General features: G+C 63.1%; 20 protein-coding genes. 8 read left to right on the forward strand and 12 right to left on the reverse strand.

Translation table 11 applies throughout. The features are described from left to right. Positions 1-152: 152 nt before the first annotated feature. Positions 153-1,067, reverse strand: a complete 915-nt coding sequence (locus ACZXDY_RS39400) for a DMT family transporter (protein WP_464349206.1) — start codon at positions 1,065-1,067, stop codon at positions 153-155. 213 nt (positions 1,068-1,280) lie between these two features. Between ACZXDY_RS39400 and ACZXDY_RS39405 the strand changes: the two genes are divergently transcribed. Then, the gene (locus ACZXDY_RS39405; protein WP_028162430.1) at positions 1,281-1,760 is read left to right on the forward strand and encodes a MaoC family dehydratase; all 480 of its coding nucleotides are present in this window, start codon (positions 1,281-1,283) and stop codon (positions 1,758-1,760) included. On the opposite strand, the gene ACZXDY_RS39410 is transcribed toward ACZXDY_RS39405, so the two are convergent. After that, positions 1,757-2,293 carry a methylated-DNA--[protein]-cysteine S-methyltransferase gene (locus ACZXDY_RS39410; protein WP_464349207.1) on the reverse strand — a complete coding sequence of 179 codons (537 nt, stop codon included), beginning with the start codon at positions 2,291-2,293 and terminating at the stop codon, positions 1,757-1,759. The two genes, ACZXDY_RS39405 and ACZXDY_RS39410, sit on opposite strands and share 4 nt — an antisense overlap. 85 nt (positions 2,294-2,378) lie before the next feature. On the opposite strand from ACZXDY_RS39410, the gene ACZXDY_RS39415 reads away from it, so the two are divergent. Together ACZXDY_RS39415 and ACZXDY_RS39420 are read left to right on the forward strand one after the other, a co-directional pair. Next, positions 2,379-2,741 (forward strand): DUF1304 domain-containing protein, encoded by a 363-nt coding sequence (locus ACZXDY_RS39415; RefSeq protein WP_464349208.1) that lies wholly within the window; start codon positions 2,379-2,381, stop codon positions 2,739-2,741. Positions 2,742-2,909: 168 nt separating this feature from the next. Continuing rightward, positions 2,910-4,136, forward strand: coding sequence for an ABC transporter substrate-binding protein (locus tag ACZXDY_RS39420; RefSeq protein ID WP_208829512.1), 1,227 nt, complete (start codon positions 2,910-2,912; stop codon positions 4,134-4,136). Between the two features lie 266 nt (positions 4,137-4,402). Here the strand turns inward: ACZXDY_RS39420 and ACZXDY_RS39425 are convergent, their stop codons facing one another. Next, positions 4,403-4,828, reverse strand: a complete 426-nt coding sequence (locus ACZXDY_RS39425) for a DUF1330 domain-containing protein (protein WP_464349209.1) — start codon at positions 4,826-4,828, stop codon at positions 4,403-4,405. 160 nt (positions 4,829-4,988) lie between these two features. Here ACZXDY_RS39425 and ACZXDY_RS39430 point away from each other — a divergent pair, with 160 nt between their 5' ends. Beyond that, entirely contained in the window at positions 4,989-7,223 is a 2,235-nt protein-coding gene (locus ACZXDY_RS39430; RefSeq protein WP_464349210.1) for a transglycosylase domain-containing protein, read from the forward strand. A 170-nt stretch (positions 7,224-7,393) separates the two neighbouring features. On the opposite strand, the gene ACZXDY_RS39435 is transcribed toward ACZXDY_RS39430, so the two are convergent. The 4 genes from ACZXDY_RS39435 to ACZXDY_RS39450 all read right to left on the reverse strand — a co-directional run bounded on the left by ACZXDY_RS39435 (position 7,394) and on the right by ACZXDY_RS39450 (position 11,496). Next, positions 7,394-8,233 (reverse strand): M48 family metallopeptidase, encoded by an 840-nt coding sequence (locus ACZXDY_RS39435; protein WP_464349211.1) that lies wholly within the window; start codon positions 8,231-8,233, stop codon positions 7,394-7,396. Positions 8,234-8,431: 198 nt separating this feature from the next. Next, on the reverse strand, positions 8,432-9,760 hold the full coding sequence (locus ACZXDY_RS39440; protein WP_464349212.1) for a polyhydroxyalkanoate depolymerase: 1,329 nt from the start codon (positions 9,758-9,760) through the stop codon (positions 8,432-8,434). A 126-nt stretch (positions 9,761-9,886) separates the two neighbouring features. Beyond that, the gene (locus ACZXDY_RS39445; protein ID WP_464349213.1) at positions 9,887-10,705 is read right to left on the reverse strand and encodes an ABC transporter permease; all 819 of its coding nucleotides are present in this window, start codon (positions 10,703-10,705) and stop codon (positions 9,887-9,889) included. After that, positions 10,702-11,496, reverse strand: coding sequence for an ABC transporter ATP-binding protein (locus tag ACZXDY_RS39450; RefSeq protein ID WP_464349214.1), 795 nt, complete (start codon positions 11,494-11,496; stop codon positions 10,702-10,704). Before ACZXDY_RS39450 ends, ACZXDY_RS39445 begins: the two co-directional genes overlap by 4 nt. A 263-nt stretch (positions 11,497-11,759) precedes the next feature. Here ACZXDY_RS39450 and ACZXDY_RS39455 point away from each other — a divergent pair, with 263 nt between their 5' ends. Next, positions 11,760-13,082 (forward strand): ActS/PrrB/RegB family redox-sensitive histidine kinase, encoded by a 1,323-nt coding sequence (locus ACZXDY_RS39455; protein ID WP_464349215.1) that lies wholly within the window; start codon positions 11,760-11,762, stop codon positions 13,080-13,082. Positions 13,083-13,187: 105 nt separating this feature from the next. After that, entirely contained in the window at positions 13,188-13,742 is a 555-nt protein-coding gene (locus ACZXDY_RS39460) for an ActR/PrrA/RegA family redox response regulator transcription factor (protein WP_027583039.1), read from the forward strand. A 138-nt stretch (positions 13,743-13,880) separates the two neighbouring features. Here ACZXDY_RS39460 and ACZXDY_RS39465 read toward each other — a convergent pair whose 3' ends face one another. Then, positions 13,881-14,366: an MmcB family DNA repair protein gene (locus ACZXDY_RS39465; RefSeq protein WP_028162441.1), complete on the reverse strand. Its 486-nt coding sequence runs from the start codon at positions 14,364-14,366 to the stop codon at positions 13,881-13,883. 120 nt (positions 14,367-14,486) lie between these two features. Between ACZXDY_RS39465 and ACZXDY_RS39470 the strand changes: the two genes are divergently transcribed. Beyond that, entirely contained in the window at positions 14,487-16,181 is a 1,695-nt protein-coding gene (locus tag ACZXDY_RS39470; RefSeq protein WP_464349216.1) for an alpha-amylase family protein, read from the forward strand. Here ACZXDY_RS39470 and ACZXDY_RS39475 read toward each other — a convergent pair. Together ACZXDY_RS39475 and ACZXDY_RS39480 are read right to left on the reverse strand one after the other, a co-directional pair. Further along, complete coding sequence (locus ACZXDY_RS39475) at positions 16,169-17,860, reverse strand: alpha-amylase family glycosyl hydrolase (RefSeq protein ID WP_464349217.1); 1,692 nt, start codon at positions 17,858-17,860, stop codon at positions 16,169-16,171. The two genes, ACZXDY_RS39470 and ACZXDY_RS39475, sit on opposite strands and share 13 nt — an antisense overlap. A gap of 182 nt (positions 17,861-18,042) precedes the next feature. Further along, complete coding sequence (locus tag ACZXDY_RS39480; RefSeq protein WP_456644123.1) at positions 18,043-18,858, reverse strand: RMD1 family protein; 816 nt, start codon at positions 18,856-18,858, stop codon at positions 18,043-18,045. Between the two features lie 142 nt (positions 18,859-19,000). On the opposite strand from ACZXDY_RS39480, the gene ACZXDY_RS39485 reads away from it, so the two are divergent. After that, complete coding sequence (locus ACZXDY_RS39485) at positions 19,001-19,669, forward strand: MBL fold metallo-hydrolase (RefSeq protein WP_208823626.1); 669 nt, start codon at positions 19,001-19,003, stop codon at positions 19,667-19,669. 159 nt (positions 19,670-19,828) lie between these two features. Here ACZXDY_RS39485 and ACZXDY_RS39490 read toward each other — a convergent pair whose 3' ends face one another. Then, a complete protein-coding gene (locus ACZXDY_RS39490) occupies positions 19,829-21,022 on the reverse strand; it encodes an extracellular catalytic domain type 1 short-chain-length polyhydroxyalkanoate depolymerase (protein WP_464349218.1) in 1,194 nt (397 codons plus the stop codon). Positions 21,023-21,163: 141 nt separating this feature from the next. Further along, complete coding sequence (locus ACZXDY_RS39495) at positions 21,164-22,582, reverse strand: MFS transporter (RefSeq protein ID WP_464349219.1); 1,419 nt, start codon at positions 22,580-22,582, stop codon at positions 21,164-21,166. Between the last annotated feature and the right edge of the window lie 166 nt (positions 22,583-22,748).

Here is a 22,748-nt window from a genome sequence, read left to right on the forward strand (position 1 = left end):
TCACCTTCAAGCACGGCCTCGACACATTGCAGACCATGGCCAAGGGATGGGCGCTCCGAGATTTGTACACTCCCTAGCGCGAAAGCGGGGACCCATAACCACAGGAAGTTGTTGAAGCGCGAGCAAGCAGAAACTGCGCAGCGTCGTTGAGGCTACACCGGCGGGCTCACCACCGGCTCTTCCCGCCCCAGCTTCTGCTCGCGCAGGAAGATGTAGAGCCCGGCGGCGATGATGATCGCGGCCCCGACGATTGTGGCCCAGGACGGCACGTCACCCCACACGACGAAGCCGAAGATCACCGCCCAGACGATCATCGAATATTGGTAGGGCACCACCACGCTTGCCGGCGCCAGCTTCAGCGAGCGATTGACACAGAACAGCGCCGCGACCGAGATCAGCCCGGCGACGAAGAAGAGAGCAAGGCTGCCGGCATCCGGCGTCACCCAGCCGAACGGCGACAGCACGGCGCCGAGCAGGAACGTGCCGCAGAACTGCGACGAGGTCAGCACGATATCGGGTGTTGCGCGCAGCGAGCGCGTGATCAGCATCAGGACCGCGAACGACATGCTGCCGCCGAGCGCAATCATCGCCGGCAAGCTCACGGTTTGCGCTGATGGCCTGAGCGCGATCAATACGCCGCAGAAGCCGACCAGGATCGCGCTCCAGCGCCGCCAGCCGATCTGCTCGCCGAGCACCAGACCCGACAGCGCGGTGACGAAGATCGGGCCGGCAAGATAATAGGTGATGACGTCGGCGAGCGGCAGGTAGACGGTCGCAAGGAAGAAGGCGGCGACCTCGAGCGTTGACAGTATCACCCGCAGCAATTGCAGCCAGGGACGCTCGATAGGGAAGAACTTCGCACGCTGCTTCCAGATGATCGGCAGCAGCACCACCAGTGCCGCACAGGCGCGCAGCCACAACAACTGTCCGACCGAATAGGTCGCGACAAGGAATTTCCCCATCGCATCGCCGAACGAGAACATGAAGATCGACAGCAGCATCAGCCCAATGCCGGCAAGCCGGGCGGAGCGATCATCATAGGCGGAGAGTTTTGCGAACAGGGTCATGGATGACTGGGATGCTTCTCGTCATGGCGGGATTAGAGCATGATCCGGAAAAGTGTGAGGCGGTTTTCCGAAAAGATCATGCTCAAACAATAACCTAAAGCGCGATGATGCTTCATCCTCATCTCATCGCGCTTTAGGCGGAATCGATTGCCGCATCAACATCGCTGCGATACCGGTACATCACAAAACAATTCTGCCGAGGAAAGCCCTGATATGACCGACTTCGACCCCGCCCAACACCGCATGGTGCAAGCACAGCGCTGGTTCGAAGATTTCACCCTCGGCGAGCGCTTTGTGATCCCGAGCCGGACCCAGACCGAGGCGGTGTTCGCGGCGTTCCAGACCGCCAGCGGCGACACCCATCCGATCCACTATGACGTCGAATATTGCCGTGCCCGCGGCATGCCGCACCTGCTCGCGCACGGCTTTCAGACCCTGATCCACACCGCACCCGGCGCCGGGCTGTTTCCGTTCATCGTCGAGGAATCCATGATCGGCTTTCTCGAACAGTCGAGCCGCTTCTTGAAGCCGGTCTATGCCGGCGACACCATCTATCCCGCGCTCGAAGTGACCGAGCTTGTGCCCGGCCGCACCACCGGCGTCGTGACGTTGCGCTCCACCGTGTTCAACCAGCGCCGCGAATTGGTGCTCGAAGGCATGCAGAAGTTCTTGATCCGGCGACGGCCAGCCTAAAGCGAAACGCCTTCGTGCGCGAGCAGCCAGCGCTTGCGCTCCAACCCGCCGCCATATTTGACCAGCGCGCCATTGGCACCGATCAGGCGATGACAGGGCAGCACGACGCTGATCGGGTTGGAGCCGTTGGCATGACCGACAGCGCGCTGCGCGTTGGGCGCACCGAGCTTTGCCGCCATCGCGCCATAGCTCATCGTCGTGCCCACGGGGATCTTCGCCAGCGCGGTCCAGACCTTGTTTTGGAACGCCGTGCCCGCGACGCGCCACTGGATGCCGCCGAGGCGATCGAGATCGCCCTTGAAATATTCGGACAGCGCGGCGCGGATGTCCTTCGGCGCACGCGCCTGTTTCAAGACCACGGCGCCATAGTGCAGGCGCAGCAGCTCGTTCATGCGCGCCTCATAGTCCTCCCAATCCAGCGCGCGGAGCGCGCCGTCGTCATCGGTGACCAGCAACGCCACGCCGATCGGCGTTTCCAGCCGATCCAGGCCGAACGTTGTGGCCGGCTTCGTCAGTTTGTCGCGTACAGGCATTGTCGTTCCAGACATCGATGAACAGTCGCATCTTCGATCCGTCGCGTGCTACCGTCCACCCGGTTTCCGGGGATGGGGGGAAGAGATGTTCTGGATCGCAAACCTCTTGGTCGCGGTGGTGGCCGCGCTGCACATCTACTTCCTGATCCTGGAGATGTTTCTCTGGACCAAGCCGCTCGGCCTGAAGACGTTTCGCAACTCGATCGAGAAGGCCACCGATTCGGCGGTGCTCGCCGCAAACCAGGGCCTGTATAACGGCTTCCTCGCGGCGGGCCTGATCTGGGGCCTGCTTCACGCCAACCCGGGCTTCGCGTTTCAGATCAAGACATTCTTCCTGCTCTGCGTAATCGTTGCCGGCGTCTATGGCGCGGCAACCGTTAGCCGCCGGATCCTCTATGTGCAGGCGGCGCCGGCTGCGCTCGCGCTGATCCTGCTCTGGCTTGCGTAACCAGCACCCTACTTTGGTCGACTGATATCGCTCGGCTTTTCGGCGCGACGCCACCTTGCATTGCACCAGGGGTTCCTCCACTATTACCGGCAGCGATGGCATCCGGCGGGTTTTGAAGTCCGGCGGAGAAGATCATCGGCACAATCACAACACATGAGGAAACTGCGAATGAGGAACGGGTTTTTGCATCTGGTCACAGGGACCGCGCTGGCATTCGCGCTGTCGGTTTCGGCGGCCAATGCCCAGAAGAAATACGACCCCGGCGCCAGCGACACCGAGATCAAGGTCGGCCAGACCGTGCCGTTCTCCGGACCTGCATCGGCCTATGCCTCGATCGGCAAGACCCAGGCCGCCTATATGAAGATGATCAACGATCAGGGCGGCGTAAACGGACGCAAGATCAACCTGATCCAATACGACGACGCCTATTCGCCGCCGAAGGCCGTCGAGCAGGCGCGCAAGCTGGTCGAAAGCGACGAGGTGCTTCTGACCTTCCAGATCGTCGGCACGCCATCCAATGCGGCGGTCCAGAAATATCTCAACTCCAAGAAGGTGCCGCAGCTGTTCGCAGCAACCGGCGCCTCGAAGTTCACCGACCCGAAGAATTTCCCGTGGACGATGGGCTTCAATCCGAACTACTTCGTCGAGGGCCGCATCTACGGCCAGTACATTCTGAAGAACCATCCGAACGCCAAGGTCGGCATCCTCTATCAGAACGACGACCTCGGCAAAGACTACCTGAACGGCATCAAAGCCGGGCTCGGCGACAAGGCGGCCAGCATGGTGGTGGCGGAAGCCTCCTACGAGGTCTCAGATCCGACCGTGGATTCGCAGATCCTCAAGATCAAGGACGCCGGTGCGGACTTGTTCTTCAGCGCCACCACGCCGAAGCAGGCGGCGCAGGCGATCAAGAAGATCGCCGAACTCGGCTGGAAGCCAGTGCAGATCGTCGACATCAACGCGACCTCCGTCGGCGCGGTGATGAAGCCCGCCGGCCTCGAGGCGGCCAAGGGCGTGATCAGCGTCAACTACGGCAAGGATCCGCTCGATCCGACCTGGAAGGATGATGCCGGCATGAAGAAGTATTTCGAGTTCATGGCCAAGTACTATCCGGAAGGCGACAAGGACTCGAACTTCAACACCTACGGCTACTCGACCGCGCAGCTTCTGATCCATGTACTCAAGGAGTGCGGCGATAATCTCACGCGCGAGAACGTGATGAAGCAGGCCGCCAGCCTGAAGAACGTGCAGCTCGACCTCTCGCTGCCCGGCATCGTCGCCAACACCTCGCCGACCGATTACCGCGTCAACAAGCAGCTCCAGATGATGCGCTTTAACGGCGAGCGCTGGGAGCTGTTCGGCCCGATCCTCGAAGACGCCGGCCCGGCGGGCTAGTGGCGCGGCTTATGGAAGACACGATCGGCGGCCTCCAGGCCGCCGATTTGTTTTATGCGTCGCTGCGCTGCTTGACCCTCATGATGAGGAGCGCGCAGCGCGTCTCGAGACGATGCTGCGCATCGCTCGGAGAACCATGAGGCCCCGCCGGTGGCCTCGCCCTTCGAGACGGTCACTTCGCGACCTCCTCAGGGTGAGGGGATAGGGCGGAGCACGCTGCCCCATCCGTCATTGCGAGCGCAAGCGAAGCAATGACGGGAAAAAGCCTACTTCGGAATCTCCCCGAACGTCTTGCCCACCGGCAACACGGCATGCCTGATCAATCGCGAATCCTCCACCGCGGCCTGGCGGTGCTTCACCGCTTCGCGATAGACGGGATCGCGGATCATTTCGACGAAGGCGGCGACGCTTGGGTATTCGGCGATGAAGCTATGATCCCAGCGTTCGGCCTCGGGCCCGATCAGCATCAATTCGAAGCGGCCCTGCCAGACGATGCGGCCGCCGAGCCGCTCGAACACCGGCCCGCTCTCGCGGCCATAGGCCGCATAGGCTTCGGCGCCGATCACCTTGCGGCCGTCCGGATAGGCGGCCCATTCGCGCAGGCGAACCAGATTGAGCATGTGGATCGGCCCCGGCCGATCACTCTCCCTGAACTGCGCGAAGACTTCCTTGGTCGGATCGATATGGCCCATGCGTCGCTCCTTTCTTTGTTTGGCGCGTTTTCTACGCCTGGTTCCCCAATCCTTACCACGCGCCGCCTCACCTCCTAATCCCGCGTTAAGCTTTGCGTAACCGGGCCTTAAACCGGGAGCGCTAGCGTGCGGCGGAACGTGGTGTGAGCAGCGTTTGTGGATGGCGTGGGGAAAGAAAAAGAGCGGCGGGCGCAAGGAGCCGCTATTCGGGCTTCCGGCCGCGCTCGCCGATTTGCGGCTCTCGCCGGCCGACCGCATCCCCAATCCCGAAGACAGACCGAAGAAATCCGCCAAGCGCAGCAGCAGCGGCAGCAGTGACCCCGGCGCGGAACCGCCGCGCGAGCGCAAGCCTGCCCCGAGTGGCGGGAAACGGCGGAAATCGCGCGGCGGCTTTTCGATCGGCCGCCTGTTCTATTGGGGCGTGGTGCTCGGCCTGTGGGCGGCGATTGCGGTTATCGGCGTCGTGGTCTGGGTCGGCGCACATCTGCCGCCGATCCAATCGCTCGAAATCCCGAAGCGCCCGCCGACAATCCAGATCGTCGGCATGGACGGCAGCGTGCTGGCGCAGCGCGGCGAAATGGCCGGCGCCAATGTCGCGCTGAAGGACCTGCCGCCATACCTGCCGAAAGCCTTCATCGCCATCGAGGACCGCCGCTTCTACTCGCACTACGGTGTCGACCCGATCGGCATCGCGCGCGCAGCGGTGACCAATCTCCTGCGTCGCGGCGTGTCGCAGGGTGGCTCGACGCTGACGCAGCAGCTCGCCAAGAATCTGTTCCTCACCCAGGAGCGCACCATGCAGCGCAAGCTGCAGGAGGCCGAGCTCGCGATCTGGCTGGAGCGCAAGCATTCCAAGAACGAGATCTTGGAGCTCTATCTCAACCGCGTCTATTTCGGCTCCGGCGCCTACGGCGTGGAGGCCGCGGCGCAACGCTATTTTGGCAAGTCCGCAAAGAACGTGACATTGGCGGAAGCCGCGATGCTTGCAGGCCTCGTCAAATCGCCGTCGCGGCTGGCGCCGAACCGCAATCCTGAAGGCGCCGAGCAGCGCGCGCAGGTCGTGCTGTCGGCGATGGCGGACGCCAAGTTCATCACCGAGACCCAGGCGCAGGCCTCGATCGGCCATCCCTCCTACAACGTGAAGCCCGCCGGCGCCGGCACCGTGAACTATGTCGCCGACTGGATCGGCGAAGTGCTCGACGACCTCGTCGGCCAGATCGACCAGAACATCACGGTCGAGACCACGATCGATCCGAAGCTGCAGAACGTCGCCGAAGCCGCCATCATCGACGAGCTCGCCGCCAAGAGCGTCAAGTTCAACGTCACCCAGGGCGCGCTGGTGGCGATGACGCCCGACGGCGCGGTGCGCGCCATGGTGGGCGGACGAAACTATGCCGAGAGCCAGTTCAACCGCGCGGTGACCGCCAAGCGCCAGCCCGGCTCGGCCTTCAAGCCGTTCGTCTATCTCACCGCGGTCGAGGGCGGGCTGACGCCCGAGACGATCCGCACCGATGCGCCGCTCGATATCAAGGGCTGGAAACCGGAGAACTACACCCACGAATATTTCGGCTCGGTGACGCTGACGCAGGCGCTGGCGATGTCGCTGAACACGGTCGCGGTCAGGCTCGGGCTCGAGGTCGGGCCGAAGAACGTGGTGCGGACCGCACACCGGCTCGGCATCTCCTCCAAGCTCGACGCCAATCCCTCGATCGCGCTCGGCACCTCCGAGGTCTCGGTGATCGAACTGGTCGGCGCCTACGCGCCCTTTGCCAATGGCGGCACCGCCGTCTCGCCGCATGTGGTGACGAGGATCCGCACCGATAAAGGCAAGCTGCTCTACGTCCGCCCGGCCGACCCGCTCGCCCGGGTGGTCGAGCCGCGTTATGTCGCGATGATGAACGCGATGATGATGGAGACGCTGATTTCCGGCACCGCGCGCAAGGCCGAAATTCCGGGCTGGACCGCGGCCGGCAAGACCGGCACCAGCCAGGATTTCCGCGATGCCTGGTTCATCGGCTACACCGCCAATCTCGTCACCGGCGTCTGGCTCGGCAACGACGACAATTCGCCCACCAAGAAGGCGACCGGCGGTGGACTGCCGGTGGAGGTGTGGAGCCGCTTCATGCGCACGGCGCATCAGGGCGTGCCGGTCGCGAGCCTGCCGAATTCGCAAGTCGGCTGGGCGCTGTCGAATTTGGTGCAGGCCTCGTCGCAGGTCAGCGCGCCATCACCGCAGTCGCTCGCGCCGCCCGCACCCGTTCCATCCGCCGGTCAGTATCGCCCGCCAACGCCGGCGCCGACGCGCGCGTCCGCGCCCCCCAACCCCAACGCGCGTCCGGAAGCTGCGGCAGGATTGGACGGTTGGTTGGTCGATCGCCTGTTCGGCGGGCGTTGATTGGTTTGCGCTGCCAGCTATTCCACGTCGTCCCGGCGAAGGCCGGGACCCATACCGCGTGATGCCTCAATAAGGCTTCAGCGGCAGTCGCCTTCCGCAAAACTACTCCCTGGGGTTATGGGTCCCGGGTCTGCGCTGCGCTTGCCCGGGACGACAGCGGAGAGCGCGGCTTAATCCTCGATCCCGTAGCGATGCAGGTCGTTGCCGTGGGTGTCGAGCCAGGTCTTGGCGCGATCCACCGACGAGCAGATCCGGCCCACGGTCTTCCAGAACCGCAGCGAGTGATTCATCTCGACCAAATGCGAGACTTCATGCGCGGCGAGATAGTCGAGCACGTAGGGCGGCGCGAGGATCAGGCGCCAGGAGAACGACAGCGATCCGTGCGAGGTGCAGGAACCCCAGCGGCTCGATTGATCGCGGATCGAGACACGGCGCACGCGCACACCGAGTTCCGCCGCATACGCCAAGGAAGCCTTGTGCAAATCCTTGCGCGCTTCGCGCTTGAGGAAGTCGTGCACGCGGCGGTCCATGTGCTCCGGCTCGCCGGCCACGCACAAAATCCTTTCGCCGCTGTCACGGGTCTCGGTCCACACCGTGCCGCGCTCGCCGGCGCGATGCACGAGCCGATGCGGCACGCCGCGCAACGGCACCACTGTGCCGGGTTGGAACGGTGCCGCCTTCGGCAGACGACCGAGACGCGCGGCGATCCAGCCGCCATGAAGCTGCGCGAAGTCGCGCGCGTCGGCGATGGTGCCGCGCGGCGGCATCGTGAGGATCGCTTCGCGGTCAGTTGGATGAATGCGAAGCGTGTAGCGACGCGCGCGCCTATGCCGCCGTAGCCTGATCGCGAAATATTGGGAGCCGTGCTTGATGAGAAGAGTCGAGGGTTCGGCGGGCCGCCGATAGAGAAGCGCGCGAGTAGCCATTTCTGAGAGTCCGGGGAGGAGGAGTTCGCCCGGATTCTGCCATATCCGCCGCCAGGGAAATCGCTCGGCGCAAAAACAAATCATTTGCCCAATATACAGAGGCTGCCCGTGGTTTGACCCCCATATCGTGGGGTCGGAACCCGAAAAATTTGGGCCGACCCGGCCCGAAATCACCCCCCAAGGAACGAGTCAAAACTCATTCCTTGAGTGATCGCCGAATCCGGATTCTTTTAATCAATTCAGCGACTTACAAACCCACCCAAAACGGGCTCGATCACGCCGCTATTCAGCGGCTGCGACCAAGGAAAGCCGTGTATTCGCCGACGAAACCATGAAATCGGAGATGCGCGGCACGATTTCAGCGCGGAAACGCGAACCGTTGAACACACCATAGTGTCCGACGCCCTTCTGCACGTAATGCACGCGGCGGTGATCGGGAATCGACGTGCACAAAGCATGCGTCGCTTCGGTCTGGCCAAGGCCGGAGATGTCGTCCTTCTCGCCTTCCACCGTCATCAACGCAACGCGCCTGATCTTGGAGGGAACGACCAGCTCGCCACGATGGGTCATCTCGCCCTTCGGCAGCGCGTGCTTGACGAAGACGAGGTCGACCGTCTGCAGATAATACTCGGCGGTCAGGTCCATCACCGCGAGATATTCGTCATAGAATTCGCGATGCTTGTCGACGAGATCGCCGTCGCCCTTCACCAGATTGGCGAACAGCGCCTTGTGCGCATCCATGTGGCGGTCGAGATTCATGCTGATGAAGCCGTTGAGCTGCAGGAATCCCGGATAGACGTCGCGCATCATGCCAGGATGCGGGAACGGCACCTTGGTGATGACATTGTTGCGGAACCATTCGATGCCGCGTTCGGCGGCGAGGTTGTTGACCGCAGTCGGATTGCGGCGGGTGTCGATCGGGCCGCCCATCAGCGTCATCGACAGCGGCACGAAGGGATCGCGCCGCGCTTCCATGAGCGAGACCGCGACCACCACGGGCACCGAGGGCTGGCAGACCGCGATGACATGCATGTTGCCGCCGAGCGCATGCAGCATCTCGATGAGGTAATCGACATAGTCATCGAGATCGAAGCGACCTTCGGACAGCGGCACCATGCGCGCATCGGCCCAATCGGTGATGTAGACCTCGTGGGTCGGCAGGAAGGCTTCGACCGTGCCACGCAGCAGCGTCGCGTAATGGCCGGACATCGGCGCCACGATCAGCACGCGCGGCTGGGGGCTGCGCAGCGGCCGGGTCAGCTTGCGATCGAAATAGAGCAGCCGGCAGAACGGCTTTTCCCAGACCGTGCGGACTTCAACCGCCGTACGCACGCCGTTGACCTCGGTCTCGTCGAGGCCCCATTCCGGCTTGCCGTAGCGGCGGGTGGTGCGCTCGAACAATTCGCAGGCAGCGGCGACGGATTTGCCGACTTCGGTATGCGTCCACGGATTGAGCGGATTCTGAAACAGGATCTTGGTGGCGTCAGTCACCGCGCGCGCCGGGTTCAGCGACGAATGCGCCATCTCGTACATCCAGTACAGTGGCGTCGTGAGCGCCGGACTGCCTTCGGCCGCCAGCGGCGGGGCGCCGCCAAATTCACCAATCGGCATTTGCTTCAAAATCCTTGTTTGCGACGCAGCATACTGTCGAATGCGTAATAATGCGTCAATGCACCGATCGGTCCATTTAAGGCGCCAAAAGCCTTAACTAAGCGAAAATCCACGAGAAAGTGATGGTTATTCACCGCTGCTGAGCAGCGAGCCGTTGCGTTTGGCGCTGCGCAAAAGGGCAAGAAAGATCGAAAATGACGCGACAAGCAGCACCGCGTTGATGACGAGGGCGTCGACCATCAGCTCGGTGCGGAAGACGTGGTCGATCAAGAGCGCCCGCATGCCTTCGAACACATAGGTCGGCGGCAGCATCCAGGCGACGACCTGCAGCCAGGGCGGCAAGACGCTGACGGGATAATAGATGCAGGCAAGCGGCATCAGCGCGAACATCAGCGTCCAGACGATGCTCTCCGCGCCGAGCCCGTTCCGCAGCACGAGGCCGGAGGCGAAAATGCCGACCGACCAGCTCGTGAAGATCAGGTTGCAGAAGAAGGCGATCAGCGGCAGGCCAACGGCGTAGAAGTTGAACCCGAAGAAGAACAGCGCCAGCAGCGTCATCGGAATGACGCCGATGGCGAGGCGAATCAGGCTCATGATCATCAGCGAGATCAGGAACTCGATCGGCTTCAGCGGGCTCATCATGAGATTGCCGAGGTTGCGCGCCCACATCTCCTCAAGGAACGAGATCGAAAAGCCGAGCTGGCCGCGGAACAGGATGTCCCACAGGATGACCGCGCCGATCAGGGTGCCGCCGGCCTGCGCAAAGAAGCCCGAGGTCTGCGAAAGGTAGTTCTGCAGGAAACCCCAGGTGATGATCTGCAGCGCCGGCCAATAGACCAGTTCCAATAGTCGCGGCCAGGACGACAGCAACAGGTACCAATAGCGCAGCACCATCGCGTTGATGCGGTTGAGCGAAAGCCCGCGATGGACAGCAATCTCGCTCATGTCGCGCTCTCCCGGGTGCGGCCGCGGGCGACGTCCAGGAACACCTCTTCCAGTGTGTCGCGGTTGTAGCGGGCCATGATCCGATCGGGACTGTCGTCATCCTCGATCTTGCCGCGCTTCATGATGATGACGCGGTCGCACAGCCGCTCCACCTCCAGCATGTTGTGCGAGGCGAGCAGGATCGTCGCGTTATGGCTCTTGCGGTAGTTCTCCAGGTGCTGCCGCACCCAATCGGCGGTATCGGGATCGAGCGAGGCGGTCGGCTCGTCCAGCAGCAACAGGTCAGGTTCGTTGATCAGTGCCTTGGCGAGCGCCACGCGCGTCTTCTGGCCGGCGGACAGCTTGCCGTTGGCGCGGTCGATGAAGTCGCGCAGATCGAGGTCGGAGGCGAGCCGATCGATCCGCTCTGTGAGATTCGGCACGGCATAGAGCCGGCCGAAGATCGTGAGATTCTGGCGCACGGTGAGCCGCATCGGCATGTCGACATAGGGGCTCTCAAAATTCATCCGCCCGAGCACCTCGGCGCTCTGCTCGGGCATCGGAAAGCCCAGCACATGGATGCGGCCGGAGGTCGGCAGCACCAGGCCCATGATCATGGCGATCGTCGTGGTCTTGCCGGCGCCATTGCCGCCGAGCAGCCCGGTGATGCTGCCGCGCGCGATCCGGAACGAGACATCGTCGACCGCGCGGGTGGCCTTGTAGACCTTCACCAGATGCGCGACATCGATCGCGGCCGAAGCTGCGGGATCGGAAGCTGGCGGCTTACGCGAAATTGTCTGTTCGATGTTCATTCAACCCGTTTCATTGAGGCATCACGTCCCCGAGCGCAAGGAGCTCGTCATGCCCGGGCTTGTCCCGGGCATCCACGTCTTACTCTCCCTCGGCGGCAAGAACGTGGATGGCCGGGACCCGGCTACGCCAAGGCTTCGCCGGGCACTCTAGTGTCAGTCCGGCGAAGCGATCGCGAAGACGGGCAAGCCCGGCCATGACGGAGGCCAGAACAGCCAGATCACGCACGTTTGTGATCGAGCTGTCGTGTAGCTAGAGTGAGGATATGACCGACGTTGCCGCCTCCGATTTCCGCCAACCACGCCGCCATGTTCGCCTGGATACAATTCTGCGGCTGCGTTGGCTGGCCGCGCTCGGCCAGCTCGCTGCGATCTTCATTGTCGCGCAGGGCCTGGAATTCGACGTCCCCGTCATCCCCTGCATCGCCATCATCGCGCTGTCGGCGCTGCTCAATCTCGCCCTGCAGATCGCGTTCAACCCGATGCAGCGGCTGGAGCCGATCTATGCCGCGGCGCTGCTCGCGCTCAACATTGTCGAGCTTGCCGGCTTATTGTTCCTGACCGGCGGCCTGCAGAATCCGTTCTCATATTTGTTCCTGGCGCCGGTCCTGATTTCCGCCACCGCGCTGCCGGTCCGGCTGACGATCGCGCTCGGCTGTCTCGCGGTCGCCTGCGCATCGGCGCTGGTGTTCTTTCATTTGCCGCTGCCCTGGGACGCCGACGATCCGCTGGTGCTGCCGCCGATCTATCTGTTCGGCGTCTGGCTCTCGATCCTGCTCGCGATCGGCGTCACCAGCCTGTACGCGTTCCAGGTCACCGAGGACACGCGAAAGCTCTCGGACGCGCTGGCTGCGACCGAGCTGGTATTGGCGCGCGAGCAGCATCTGACCCAGCTCGACGGCCTTGCGGCTGCGGCCGCGCACGAGCTTGGCACGCCGCTCGCAACCATCTTCCTGATCTCGCGCGAGCTGGAAGGTACGGTGAAGGACGGCCCGCTCGCCGCCGATTTGAAGACGCTGCGCGAACAGGCGCAGCGCTGCCGCGACATCCTGGGCAAGATCACCCAGCTCTCCTCCACCGGTGCGCCGTTCGACCGCATGAAACTGTCGACGCTGATCGAGGAGGCTGTTGCACCGCACCGCGATTTCGGCGTTGCAATCAAGGTGCGGCTTGCTGTCGCAGTCACCACGGAACCGGTCGGCGCCCGCAATCCCGCGATCCTCTATGGCGTCGGCAACATCCTGGAAAATGCAGTGGATTTCGCCAACCAGACCGTCGAGGTGAATGCCTGGTGGAACGCCGAGACCGTCGAAATCGTCATTTCCGATGATGGCCCCGGCATCGCCCCTGATATGCTGAACCGGATCGGCGAGCCTTATTTGTCGCGGCGCCGCAGCGCGGATGAGGCGCAAAACGGCCGCACAGGGCTTGGTCTTGGCGTTTTCATCGCGCGGACGCTGCTGGAGCGTACCGGCGCCAAGGTCACCTTCACCAACCGCGTGTTTCCCGATCACGGCGCCGTGGTGCAGATCGTCTGGCCCCGCGATGTGTTCGAGACAAGCGACGCCGCCGACGAAATGATGGGCTGAACGCAATTCGACAATTTGACGCATTAACCGGTCGGTTTTGGGTGGCCTTGGCATCGCCGCAGTCACACGCCATATCTTTGGGGTTGGAGAAGGGATAGCAGAACCGTGAACGCCATCGCCGAACTGAACGATCAAGCCGACCGCTCATTGCTCATCGTCGAGGACGACAAGCCGTTTCTGGAGCGCCTGTCGCGCGCCATGGAGACCCGCGGCTTCACCGTGACATCCTGCGATACCGTGTCCGATGGCCTCGCGCAGATCGGAAAGGCCGCGCCTGCGTTTGCTGTGGTCGATCTGCGGCTCGGCGACGGCAACGGCCTCGACGTCGTCTCCGCATTGAAGCGCAAGCGCCCCGATGCGCGCGCGATCGTGCTCACCGGCTATGGCAACATCGCCACCGCCGTGACCGCGGTGAAGATGGGCGCGATCGATTATCTCTCCAAGCCCGCTGACGCCGACGATGTCGTCGCGGCATTGCTCGCGAGCGGCACCGAGAAATCCGAACCGCCGGCCAACCCGATGTCGGCCGACCGCGTGCGCTGGGAGCACATCCAGCGCATCTACGAAATGTGCAACCGCAACGTCTCGGAAACGGCGCGCCGCCTCAACATGCACCGTCGGACGCTGCAGCGCATCCTGGCAAAGCGCGCGCCGCGGTAATTTTGACGGCGCAACCGCCGTATCCCCTCATGGTGAGGAGCCGCAAAGCGGCGTCTCGAACCATGAGGCCCCGATCTCGCCCGTGGCCCATCCTTCGAGACGCCTGCTACGCAGGCTCCTCAGGATGAGGTCTGCCGTTCAAAACTCAGCATGGCCCTGCGGGTCGAGCAAGCGGTTGAACCGCTGCGCCGCCGCGATCGCAAAGCGCACCGTCATCAGCTTGCGGGTCGGCGCCGGCAGCCGATGCTCCGGCGCCTCGCAATGCATGTGCGCGCCATAGGCATCCGCAATGATCAGGCCGGTGTCAGTAGGAAAGATCTCGCACGGCAGATCCTGCGTGAAGGCAAAGAACAGGCGGTCGCAATGGAGGCGATAGTCCTGCCATTTCTGGTCGGCGCGCAAGTCCTCCACCGACGACTTGATCTCGACGATCCAGATCTCGCCGCGCTCGTTCAGCGCCACGAGATCGGCACGCCGGCCCGACGGCAGCGGCAATTCGCTGATGCAGGAGAACCCGAGCGAGCGCAACAGTCGCGCCGTGCCGCGCGCGATCGCAAGCGCCGTCTCCGACTGGCGACGGTCCGGCGGCGGAACAAGGGCGATGTTGCGGGCGGACGATTCCATATCAATAACCTAGCCGATTCCGCCGGACCACCCAACACGGCTATGGCGGGAACCCAAGCTGCTCTCTCCGCTTAATAGACGGCCGCTGAATCACCCGGGCGGACCTGTGAGGGAAGCCCTGTGATCGACGACCTCTGGTACAAGAACGGCGTTATCTACTGTCTTTCCGTCGACACCTATATGGATGCCAATGGCGATGGTGTCGGCGATTTCAAGGGGCTGTTGCGCCGGCTGGACTATCTCCACGGGCTCGGCGTCACCGCGATCTGGCTGATGCCGTTCCAGCCCTCGCCGGGCCGCGACGGCGGCTACGACATATCGGACTATTACGGCGTCGATCCTCGCTATGGCACGCTCGGAGACTTCGTCGAGTTCACCCACGGCTGCAAGCAGCGCGGCATCCGTGTCATCATCGACCTTGTCGTGAACCACACGTCCGACCAGCATCCCTGGTTTCGCGAGGCGCGCAAGAACAAAGAATCCCAGTATCGCGACTGGTATGTCTGGTCCGACAAGAAGCCGGCCAATGCCGACACTGGCATGGTGTTTCCCGGCGTGCAGAAGTCGACCTGGAGCAGGGACAAGGAATCTGGCGCCTGGTACTTCCATCGCTTCTACGATTTTCAGCCGGACCTCAACACATCGAATCCGCATGTGCAGGCCGAGATCCTCAAGATCATGGGGTTCTGGATTCAGCTTGGCGTCTCCGGCTTCCGCATGGATGCGGTGCCCTTCGTGATTGCGACCAAGGGACCAAACGTCAAGAAGCCGGTCGAGCAATACGACATGCTGCGCGCCTTTCGCGAATTCCTGCAATGGCGCGAGGGCGACGCCATCATTCTGGCCGAAGCCAATGTGCTGCCGAAAACCGACATGGAGTATTTCGGCAGGGATGGCGACCGCATGCACATGATGTTCAATTTCCAGGTCAACCAGCATCTGTTCTATGCACTCGCCTCCGCCGACTCGCGTCCGCTCGCAAAAGCGCTCGAGGCGACAAAGCCGCGACCGGCGACGGCGCAGTGGGGCCTGTTCCTGCGCAACCATGACGAACTCGATCTCGGCCGCCTGACCGACGCGCAGCGCAAAATCGTGTTCAAGGCGTTCGGTCCCGACAAGGAGATGCAGCTCTACGATCGCGGCATCCGCCGCCGCCTCGCGCCGATGCTGGGCGGCGACCGGCGCCGGCTCGAACTGGCCTACAGCCTGATGTGCACGCTGCCGGGCACGCCGGTCATCCGTTACGGTGACGAGATCGCGATGGGTGACAATCTCGATCTGCCCGAGCGCGGCTGTGCGCGCACGCCGATGCAATGGTCGACGGAGCCGCATGCCGGATTCACGAAGGGCGACAGGCCGACGGCCCCCGTCATCGATACCGGCCCTTACGGTTATGAGCACGTCAACGTCGCCAAGCAGCGCCGCGATCCCAATTCGATGCTGAACTGGACCGAGCGCATCATCCGCATGCGCAAGGAAGTGCCGGAGGTCGGCTGGGGCGACTTCAGCATCATCGACACGCATGATCCAGCCGTATTTGCGATCCGCTACGACTGGCGCAACAATTCGGTGCTGTTCGTCCATAACCTCGATGACAGACCGTGCGAGGTGGCCTTTCGGGCCGGGCTTCCCGGTGACACCGGCAAGCTCCTGATCAACCTGCTCACGGAAGACCACAGCCGCGCCAATGGCCGCGGTCAGCACCGGCTATTGCTCGAGGCCTATGGCTACCGCTGGTACAGGGTCGGCGGGCTCGATTATTTGTTGAAACGCAGCGATATCGATCAGGCCGACAAAGGCGGTCACCCGGCCTGATCATCGATGTCGGCCGATTCGCCCTGCTCCAGCTCTGGCTGATGGAGGTCGGCCGCATCGCGATCTCGGTGCCCCGGTGGGGCGATGATGACGCCTTCATTGCCACGGAGATCGAGCACGCTTTCGATCGTCTCTCCGTTGCGGTCGAGGAAGGTCGACAGCAGGATTTCGCTGCCGAAAGCGATCGCGCTCGAGGTGACCGCGGCCGGCTCGGCCCCCAGGTTCAGCGCCACGATCAGCGCGCCCTCCTCGCCACGCCGGCGATAGAGCAGGATGTCGCCTTGCGCGGCGACCCGTTCATAGCTGCCGGTCACGAGCTGTGGCCATTGCCGACGAAGCGCGATCAGCGCCTTGTACAGGTTGAGGATCGACGTCCTGTCGGTACCGAGACTGGCGACGTTTTCGCGCAGCGCATCATGGGCGAGCGGCAGCCAGGGCTTTGCGGTCGAGAAGCCGGCATTGGGCTCGGCGTCCCATTGCATCGGCGTGCGGCAGCCGTCGCGGCCGACGCCGATACCCGGCACGTTCCTTTCGAAGGGATCGCGCACTTCATTGGGCGCGATCGGAACCTGGCGCATGCCGATCTCGTCACCGTAATAGAGCGTCGGCGTGCCGCGCAGCGTCAGCAGCAGCATGGCGGCGACGCGCGCCTGCTCAGGCCCGACCCGGCTCGCGACCCGCGGCCGGTCGTGATTGCCGAGCACCCAGTTCGGCCATGCGCCCTGTGGCAGCGCCTTCTCATAATCCTCGATGATCCGCTCGATCGAGCGCGCGCTCCACAAGGTCGACAGCAGCGCGAAGTTGAACGGCATCTGCGCGCCGGTGAGATCGTTGCCGTAATAGGCGACGAGGCGATGCAGCGGCAGATAGATCTCGCCGATCAGCACGCGGGCCTCGAATTCCTCGGTGACGCGCCGCATCTCGGCGATCACCTCGTGCACCTCCGCCTGGTCGGTGGAATATTGCGTCAGAAACTTCTCATGCGGCGGCCGGCCCTCGTGATAATGCGGATTGGGCGGGTTGTCGCGAAACTTGGCGTCCTTGATCAGATGCCAGATGACGTCGACGCGAAAGCCGTCGACGCCCTTGCCGAGCCAGAACCGCATCACGTCATAGATCGCCGCCCGGACCTCCGGATTGCGCCAGTTCAGGTCCGGCTGCTGGGCCAGGAAGGCGTGGTAGTAATATTGCCCGCTCTCGCTGTCATATTCCCAGGCGCTGCCGCCGAATTCCGACAGCCAATTGTTCGGCGGTCCGCCGCCCGGCTTCGGATCGCGCCAGATGTACCAATTGCGCTTGGGGTTATCGCGCGAGCTTCGCGATTCGATGAACCAGGGATGCTGGTCCGAGGTATGGTTCGGCACCAGATCGAGGATCAACTTCAGCCCCGCGTCGTGGGCTGCGGCGACCAGCGCGTCGAAATCCTCCATCGTACCGAACTGCGGATCGATGCCGGTGTAGTCGGAAATGTCGTAGCCGAAATCGACCATTGGCGACGGATATATCGGCGACAGCCAGACCGCATCGACGCCAAGTTCTCTCAAGTACGGCAATCGCCGCAAAATTCCCTTGAGATCGCCGACGCCATCGCCGTTGGAATCCTGAAACGAGCGCGGATACACCTGATAGAAGACGCCGCGCCGCCACCAATTTTTTTCAATATCGCCCAAATCACTCATATCGTCACGTCACCCTTCAATTCAGGCTTGAACGTGGCAAGGCGCTAACGCGTGGCGCGTTTGCGTGAAAATTTCGATGCATAACGTATCAATGATTCGTATCGAAGCGAGCCGCGAGCTCCGCTTCACCTCTCAGAGCGAGCTCTGCTCGTCTCGGCCCCGTAAGAACGGGGAGAGGAACATCACACGTGGCGGCCGGTCGCGAGCTGGTAGATAGTGATCAACACCTCGAACAGGATCAGCAAGACGATGATCAGCTCGAGCCGCAGCGAGCGGCGGGTATCGATGATGTCGGTCAGGACCTGCGCGGTCTCGGCGATGACCGCGAGCTTGCGGTTGAGCGATTCGGTGCGCTCCTTCAGTTCGTATTCGTCCTCGAGCCGGGCATAGAGCCGCTCGAGCTGCGGCTTGTCCCAGAGGATGTCGGGCTTCTCGGACACTTCGACCGGCCCCGAGACGCGATGACGGACGGACAAGGCATTGCCGATGTGCTTCAGGATCGCGCTGCGGCTGCGATGGATCTGCCCGCTCTTGGCGAGCTCGCGCGCGAACGGCTCGGTCGTGTCGAATACCGCGGCGACCTCGCGCTCATGGCGCGCCAGCACGACGCTCTTGGCCAGCGCCTCGCCGACCAGGATCAGCCGCTCCGGCGACAGGCTCTGCAGACAGATCGGACCGCCCGGCGGAATTTGATCGTCCTTCTCGGAGGCGAGCTCGATGGTGGCGCTCTCCTCCTCGCGCCGCGCAAACGGCGCGACCAGGCGCGACTGCAGCCCGCGCAGGAACTCCTCCTCCTCCAGCGCATTCAGGCCGATCAGGACCACGACACCGTAACGGAACAGGATCGCGACGCCGTTGTCATTGACGCGGAACGCCAATGGCGTCGTCGCCAGTACATCGCTGCGCTCGAGCCCCGACGTGTTCAGGCGCTCGGCCACAAAGAAGGCGCGGGCCGTGGTGCGCGCGCCTCCGAGCGGCGACCGCGAAACCTGGCTCACGGGATGTTCCGTCACGGTGGATGCCATTCCTCTTTCACACTACATGTTCAAGACTTGTGCAATCCTATCACAGACCGGCCAATGGGCGCAGGATGTTCCGGACCCTTGTTGACGGGGTCCAAGGGAAGAATAAGGTGCCGCCATGGATGACAAAACCGAAACAAAACCGAAGGCCGGCGCCATCATCGTGCCGGTGACGCTGTTCGAGCAGAACTGCACCATCCTCTGGCACGAGCCGAGCAAGAAGGCGGTCGTGATCGATCCTGGCGGCGACGTCCCGAAGATCCAGGAGGCGATCAAACAGACCGGCGTCAGCGTCGAGAAGATCTGGATCACCCATGGCCATATCGACCATGTCGGCGGCGCCGCCGAACTGCGCGATGCGCTGAAGGTGCCGATCGAGGGCCCGCATATCGCGGACAAATATCTGCTCGACAACGTTGTCAGCAGCGGCGCGCGTTTCGGCATGAGCGGCGTTCGCGACTTCGCGCCGGACCGCTGGCTCGAGGAGGGAGAGCAGGTCACGATCGGCGAACTCACCTTCGAGATCCTGCATTGCCCCGGCCATTCGCCGGGCAGCGTCGTGTTCTTCAACCGCGAATTGCGCTTCGCCCATGTCGGCGACGTCCTGTTCAACGGCTCAGTCGGCCGCACCGACCTGCCCGGCGGCAGCCACGAGACGCTGATCAGGTCGATCAAGGAGAAATTGCTGCCGCTCGGTGATGACGTCGGTTTCATCTGCGGCCACGGCGCCGGCTCCAGCATCGGCCAGGAGCGGATGACGAACCCGTTCATCACCGGCGAGCTGTGAGCGACGCCGCGGCTAGAGTATGATCCGGAAAAGTGTGAAGCGGTTTTCCCTCGCGAGAAACGCGAAGCGTTTGCGCGGAGATCATGCTCAAACAATAAGCTAGAGCGCGATGATGATTCATCCTCATCTCATCGCGCTTTAGTAACCGCGGCGCCAGAATTACTTCATCAAACCAGCGGCTGTCAGTGCCCGGGTGATCACATCGCTGATCTCGCGGGCGCGGCCGCGGAGGTTGCGTGACGGCACAGCCTGACGCGAGGGAGTGGCGCGCGGCAAGGGCATCGGCTGCTTTGCCGCTTCCTTTGCGACCGGCTGCGTCACAAGCTTGACCGCTTCTCTCGGAGCCGGCGCGGATCGGCGGGTCCGTTCGGTGAGGCCGAAGAAATTCGCGATGTGGTAGGACGACGAAATCCCGGCCTCGATCAGGAAGGCGCCGGCTTCGCCGTAACGTTCGTCATTGGCGGCGACACCAAGCGGCGTGCCGTGGGCCATGCCGGTGATGGTGTAGGATTCGACGACCGTCTCGCCGTTCGAATCCCACCACACATCCCGCGGATAACCGTCGACCATCGTCGTCGCCATCGGCGTCTCAGGCAGGCCGTGCACGTCGAGCCATTGCCGGACGATCGCGTCCGCATTGCCGGGATTGACGGTGCGATCGGCACTGCCGTGCCAGACCGAAACCTTAGGCCACGGACCGTTATGCTTCCACGCGCCGCGCACCAGATCGCCCAATTCAGTGGCGGTGCGCGACGAGGCCTGCATCATGCCATTGAGGGCTTCGCGCAGATTGGTGGCGATGCCGAATGGCAGGCCGGCAACGATCGCGCCGGCCGCGAACACGTCCGGATAGGCCGCGAGCATCACCGAGGTCATGGCGCCGCCGGCGGAGAGTCCGGTGATGTAGATGCGGCGCGGATCGAGCTTGTGATCGACCACCATGCGCGCGATCATCTGACGGATCGAGCCAGCCTCGCCCTTGCCGCGCTTGATGTCCGCCGGATTGAACCAGTTGAAGCAGGTGTTGGCGTTGTTCGCGACCTGTTGCTCCGGCAGCAGCAGCGCAAAGCCATAGTGACGCGCAAGCGTCGACCAGCCCGCACCGAGATCGTAACCGGCCGCGGTCTGGCCGCAGCCGTGCAGCACGACCACCAGCGCGGCACCGCGCGGCAACTCTTCCGGCACGAACGAATACATCTTCAGCGCGCCGGGATTCGATCCGAAATCGGCGGTCTCGACCAGCGGACTGTCGACCGCAGGTGCAAGGCTTCGCCCGTAGACGGCGGCAAGCCCATTGAATCCGCTCAGCCGGGGCAGATGGCTTAGGAACTCGATGTTCTTGGCAAGTGACAACAGCAACTCCTGAGGTGATTTTGACGAGCCTCGGCCAAATCACATAGTTGCTGCAGCGCAAAATAAAAAGTCCGTATACTGTCCTTTCCCGCGAAATCGTGAGGCGGCCGGTAAATTCGTGATCGCAAGATTAATTTGTGATCATGGTGCGCGCCGCATCCATGACAGGAATGCGGCGCAAATGATGATCGACAGCCCAAACAATGCGCATGCCGCATGCAGCGCCAGCCGCGCTGACCCTGCGACTTCGATCGCGAAGAACACGGCGCCAATTGCGGCCACACCGGACGCATTGCCGATCTGAGCTGTGGTGCCATACATGCCGGAACCGGCGCCCGCGCTCGCAGGCTTCACCGTCGAGAGCACCGCGCTCGAGAGCGGCGCCATCACGAATCCCTGGCCGTAGCCGAAGATCGTCAGCACCAGCGCAAGCGACATCGCGGAAGGCGCCTCAACCAATGCCGCTGTCACGGCAATCGCGGCAAGGCCCACAATCTGCAGCGCGCAGCCCTCGATCAGCACCAGCGTGCCGCGATGCCTGGCCCGTGCGCCGCTATGGCGCGAGGCGACCACGAAGGTGAGCGCAGCCGGCATGAAGACCAATCCGGCCTGAAGCGGCGGAATATGCAGCGCGTTCTGCATGAACATGGTCATGATCAGATAGAATGAGAGATTGGCGAAGAAGAAAAAGAACACGGCAACCAGTCCGCGCATGAAGGCTGCGTCAGTCAGCAGCGCCAGATCGATCAGCGGCATGCCGCCGCCGCGCGCGATCACGCGTTCGAGCCGGACGAACGCGGCGATGATCACAGCGCCGCCCGCCATCACCAGCCACACCCAGGGCGACCAGTGCACGTCATGCCCGAACAACAGCGGTCCGATCAGGCACAGCAATCCCGCAAACAGCACGACCGCGCCGGGAATGTCGAGCCTCGTGCCGGCGCGATGCGGCACCGTCGGCATGATCCTGAGGGCCGCGGCAATGATGACGATGCCGAAGGGCACGTTGACGAAGAACACCGCGCGCCAGCCAAGCCCGGCAAGATCGAGCGTCACCAGCACGCCGCCGAGCAGGAAGCCGGCGGCGCCGGAGAGGCCCAGTACGATGCCGTAGATGCCGAAGGCACGGGCGCGCGCGGAATCCGCAAACAGCAGATGCAGCGTCGCCAGCACCTGCGGCACCATCAGCGCCGCGGTCGCGCCCTGCGCCAGCCGCGCGATGATCAGCTCAGGTCCGGATTGCGCAAGCCCGCACCACAGTGACGCCAGGCTGAAACCCGCAACGCCGGCGACGAACACGTTCCTGGTGCCGTAGATGTCGCCGAGCCGGCCGCCGGTGACCACCAGCGTCGCATAGGCGATCAGGTAGATCGCAATCACGGCTTCGATCTCGGCCGCGCTCGCATGCAGCTCCGCCGCGATGGTCGGGATCGCGACATTGACGATGAAGGCATCGACGCCGAACATGAATTGCGCGGCGACCACGGTCGCCAACACCCACCAGCGCCGCGAGGAATCCACTGACATGGGCTCACTGACATAAGTGACGATCTGGTGCATGGCGGGGCGTTCCGTTCAAAATCTGTTGTGCCCGCAGGCTACAGATTCGGCACATTCCGGCGATTACCTCCGAGGTAAGCTTCGCAGCAGGAATCGTAGAGCCTGAGAACCAATTCGGTTTTCGGGTAGACGGCATCCGAAGTAGCGGATGTTGAAGACCTCGACG

Source organism: Bradyrhizobium sp. LeoB3, assembly GCF_055456055.1.

Bases quoted from the DNA above. Each gene is read 5' to 3' on its own strand.
- ACZXDY_RS39445 (WP_464349213.1), bottom strand. From the start codon at position 10,705: ATGAGCGAGATTGCTGTCCATCGCGGGCTTTCGCTCAACCGCATCAAC.
- ACZXDY_RS39465 (WP_028162441.1), bottom strand. From the start codon at position 14,366: ATGGAATCGTCCGCCCGCAACATCGCCCTTGTTCCGCCGCCGGACCGT.
- ACZXDY_RS39425 (WP_464349209.1), bottom strand. From the start codon at position 4,828: ATGGGCCATATCGATCCGACCAAGGAAGTCTTCGCGCAGTTCAGGGAG.
- ACZXDY_RS39495 (WP_464349219.1), bottom strand. From the start codon at position 22,582: ATGCACCAGATCGTCACTTATGTCAGTGAGCCCATGTCAGTGGATTCC.
- ACZXDY_RS39400 (WP_464349206.1), bottom strand. From the start codon at position 1,067: ATGACCCTGTTCGCAAAACTCTCCGCCTATGATGATCGCTCCGCCCGG.
- ACZXDY_RS39455 (WP_464349215.1), top strand. From the start codon at position 11,760: ATGACCGACGTTGCCGCCTCCGATTTCCGCCAACCACGCCGCCATGTT.
- ACZXDY_RS39450 (WP_464349214.1), bottom strand. From the start codon at position 11,496: ATGAACATCGAACAGACAATTTCGCGTAAGCCGCCAGCTTCCGATCCC.
- ACZXDY_RS39475 (WP_464349217.1), bottom strand. From the start codon at position 17,860: ATGAGTGATTTGGGCGATATTGAAAAAAATTGGTGGCGGCGCGGCGTC.
- ACZXDY_RS39485 (WP_208823626.1), top strand. From the start codon at position 19,001: ATGGATGACAAAACCGAAACAAAACCGAAGGCCGGCGCCATCATCGTG.
- ACZXDY_RS39415 (WP_464349208.1), top strand. From the start codon at position 2,379: ATGTTCTGGATCGCAAACCTCTTGGTCGCGGTGGTGGCCGCGCTGCAC.
- ACZXDY_RS39410 (WP_464349207.1), bottom strand. From the start codon at position 2,293: ATGCCTGTACGCGACAAACTGACGAAGCCGGCCACAACGTTCGGCCTG.
- ACZXDY_RS39435 (WP_464349211.1), bottom strand. From the start codon at position 8,233: ATGATTTGTTTTTGCGCCGAGCGATTTCCCTGGCGGCGGATATGGCAG.
- ACZXDY_RS39405 (WP_028162430.1), top strand. From the start codon at position 1,281: ATGACCGACTTCGACCCCGCCCAACACCGCATGGTGCAAGCACAGCGC.
- ACZXDY_RS39430 (WP_464349210.1), top strand. From the start codon at position 4,989: ATGGCGTGGGGAAAGAAAAAGAGCGGCGGGCGCAAGGAGCCGCTATTC.
- ACZXDY_RS39440 (WP_464349212.1), bottom strand. From the start codon at position 9,760: ATGCCGATTGGTGAATTTGGCGGCGCCCCGCCGCTGGCGGCCGAAGGC.
- ACZXDY_RS39420 (WP_208829512.1), top strand. From the start codon at position 2,910: ATGAGGAACGGGTTTTTGCATCTGGTCACAGGGACCGCGCTGGCATTC.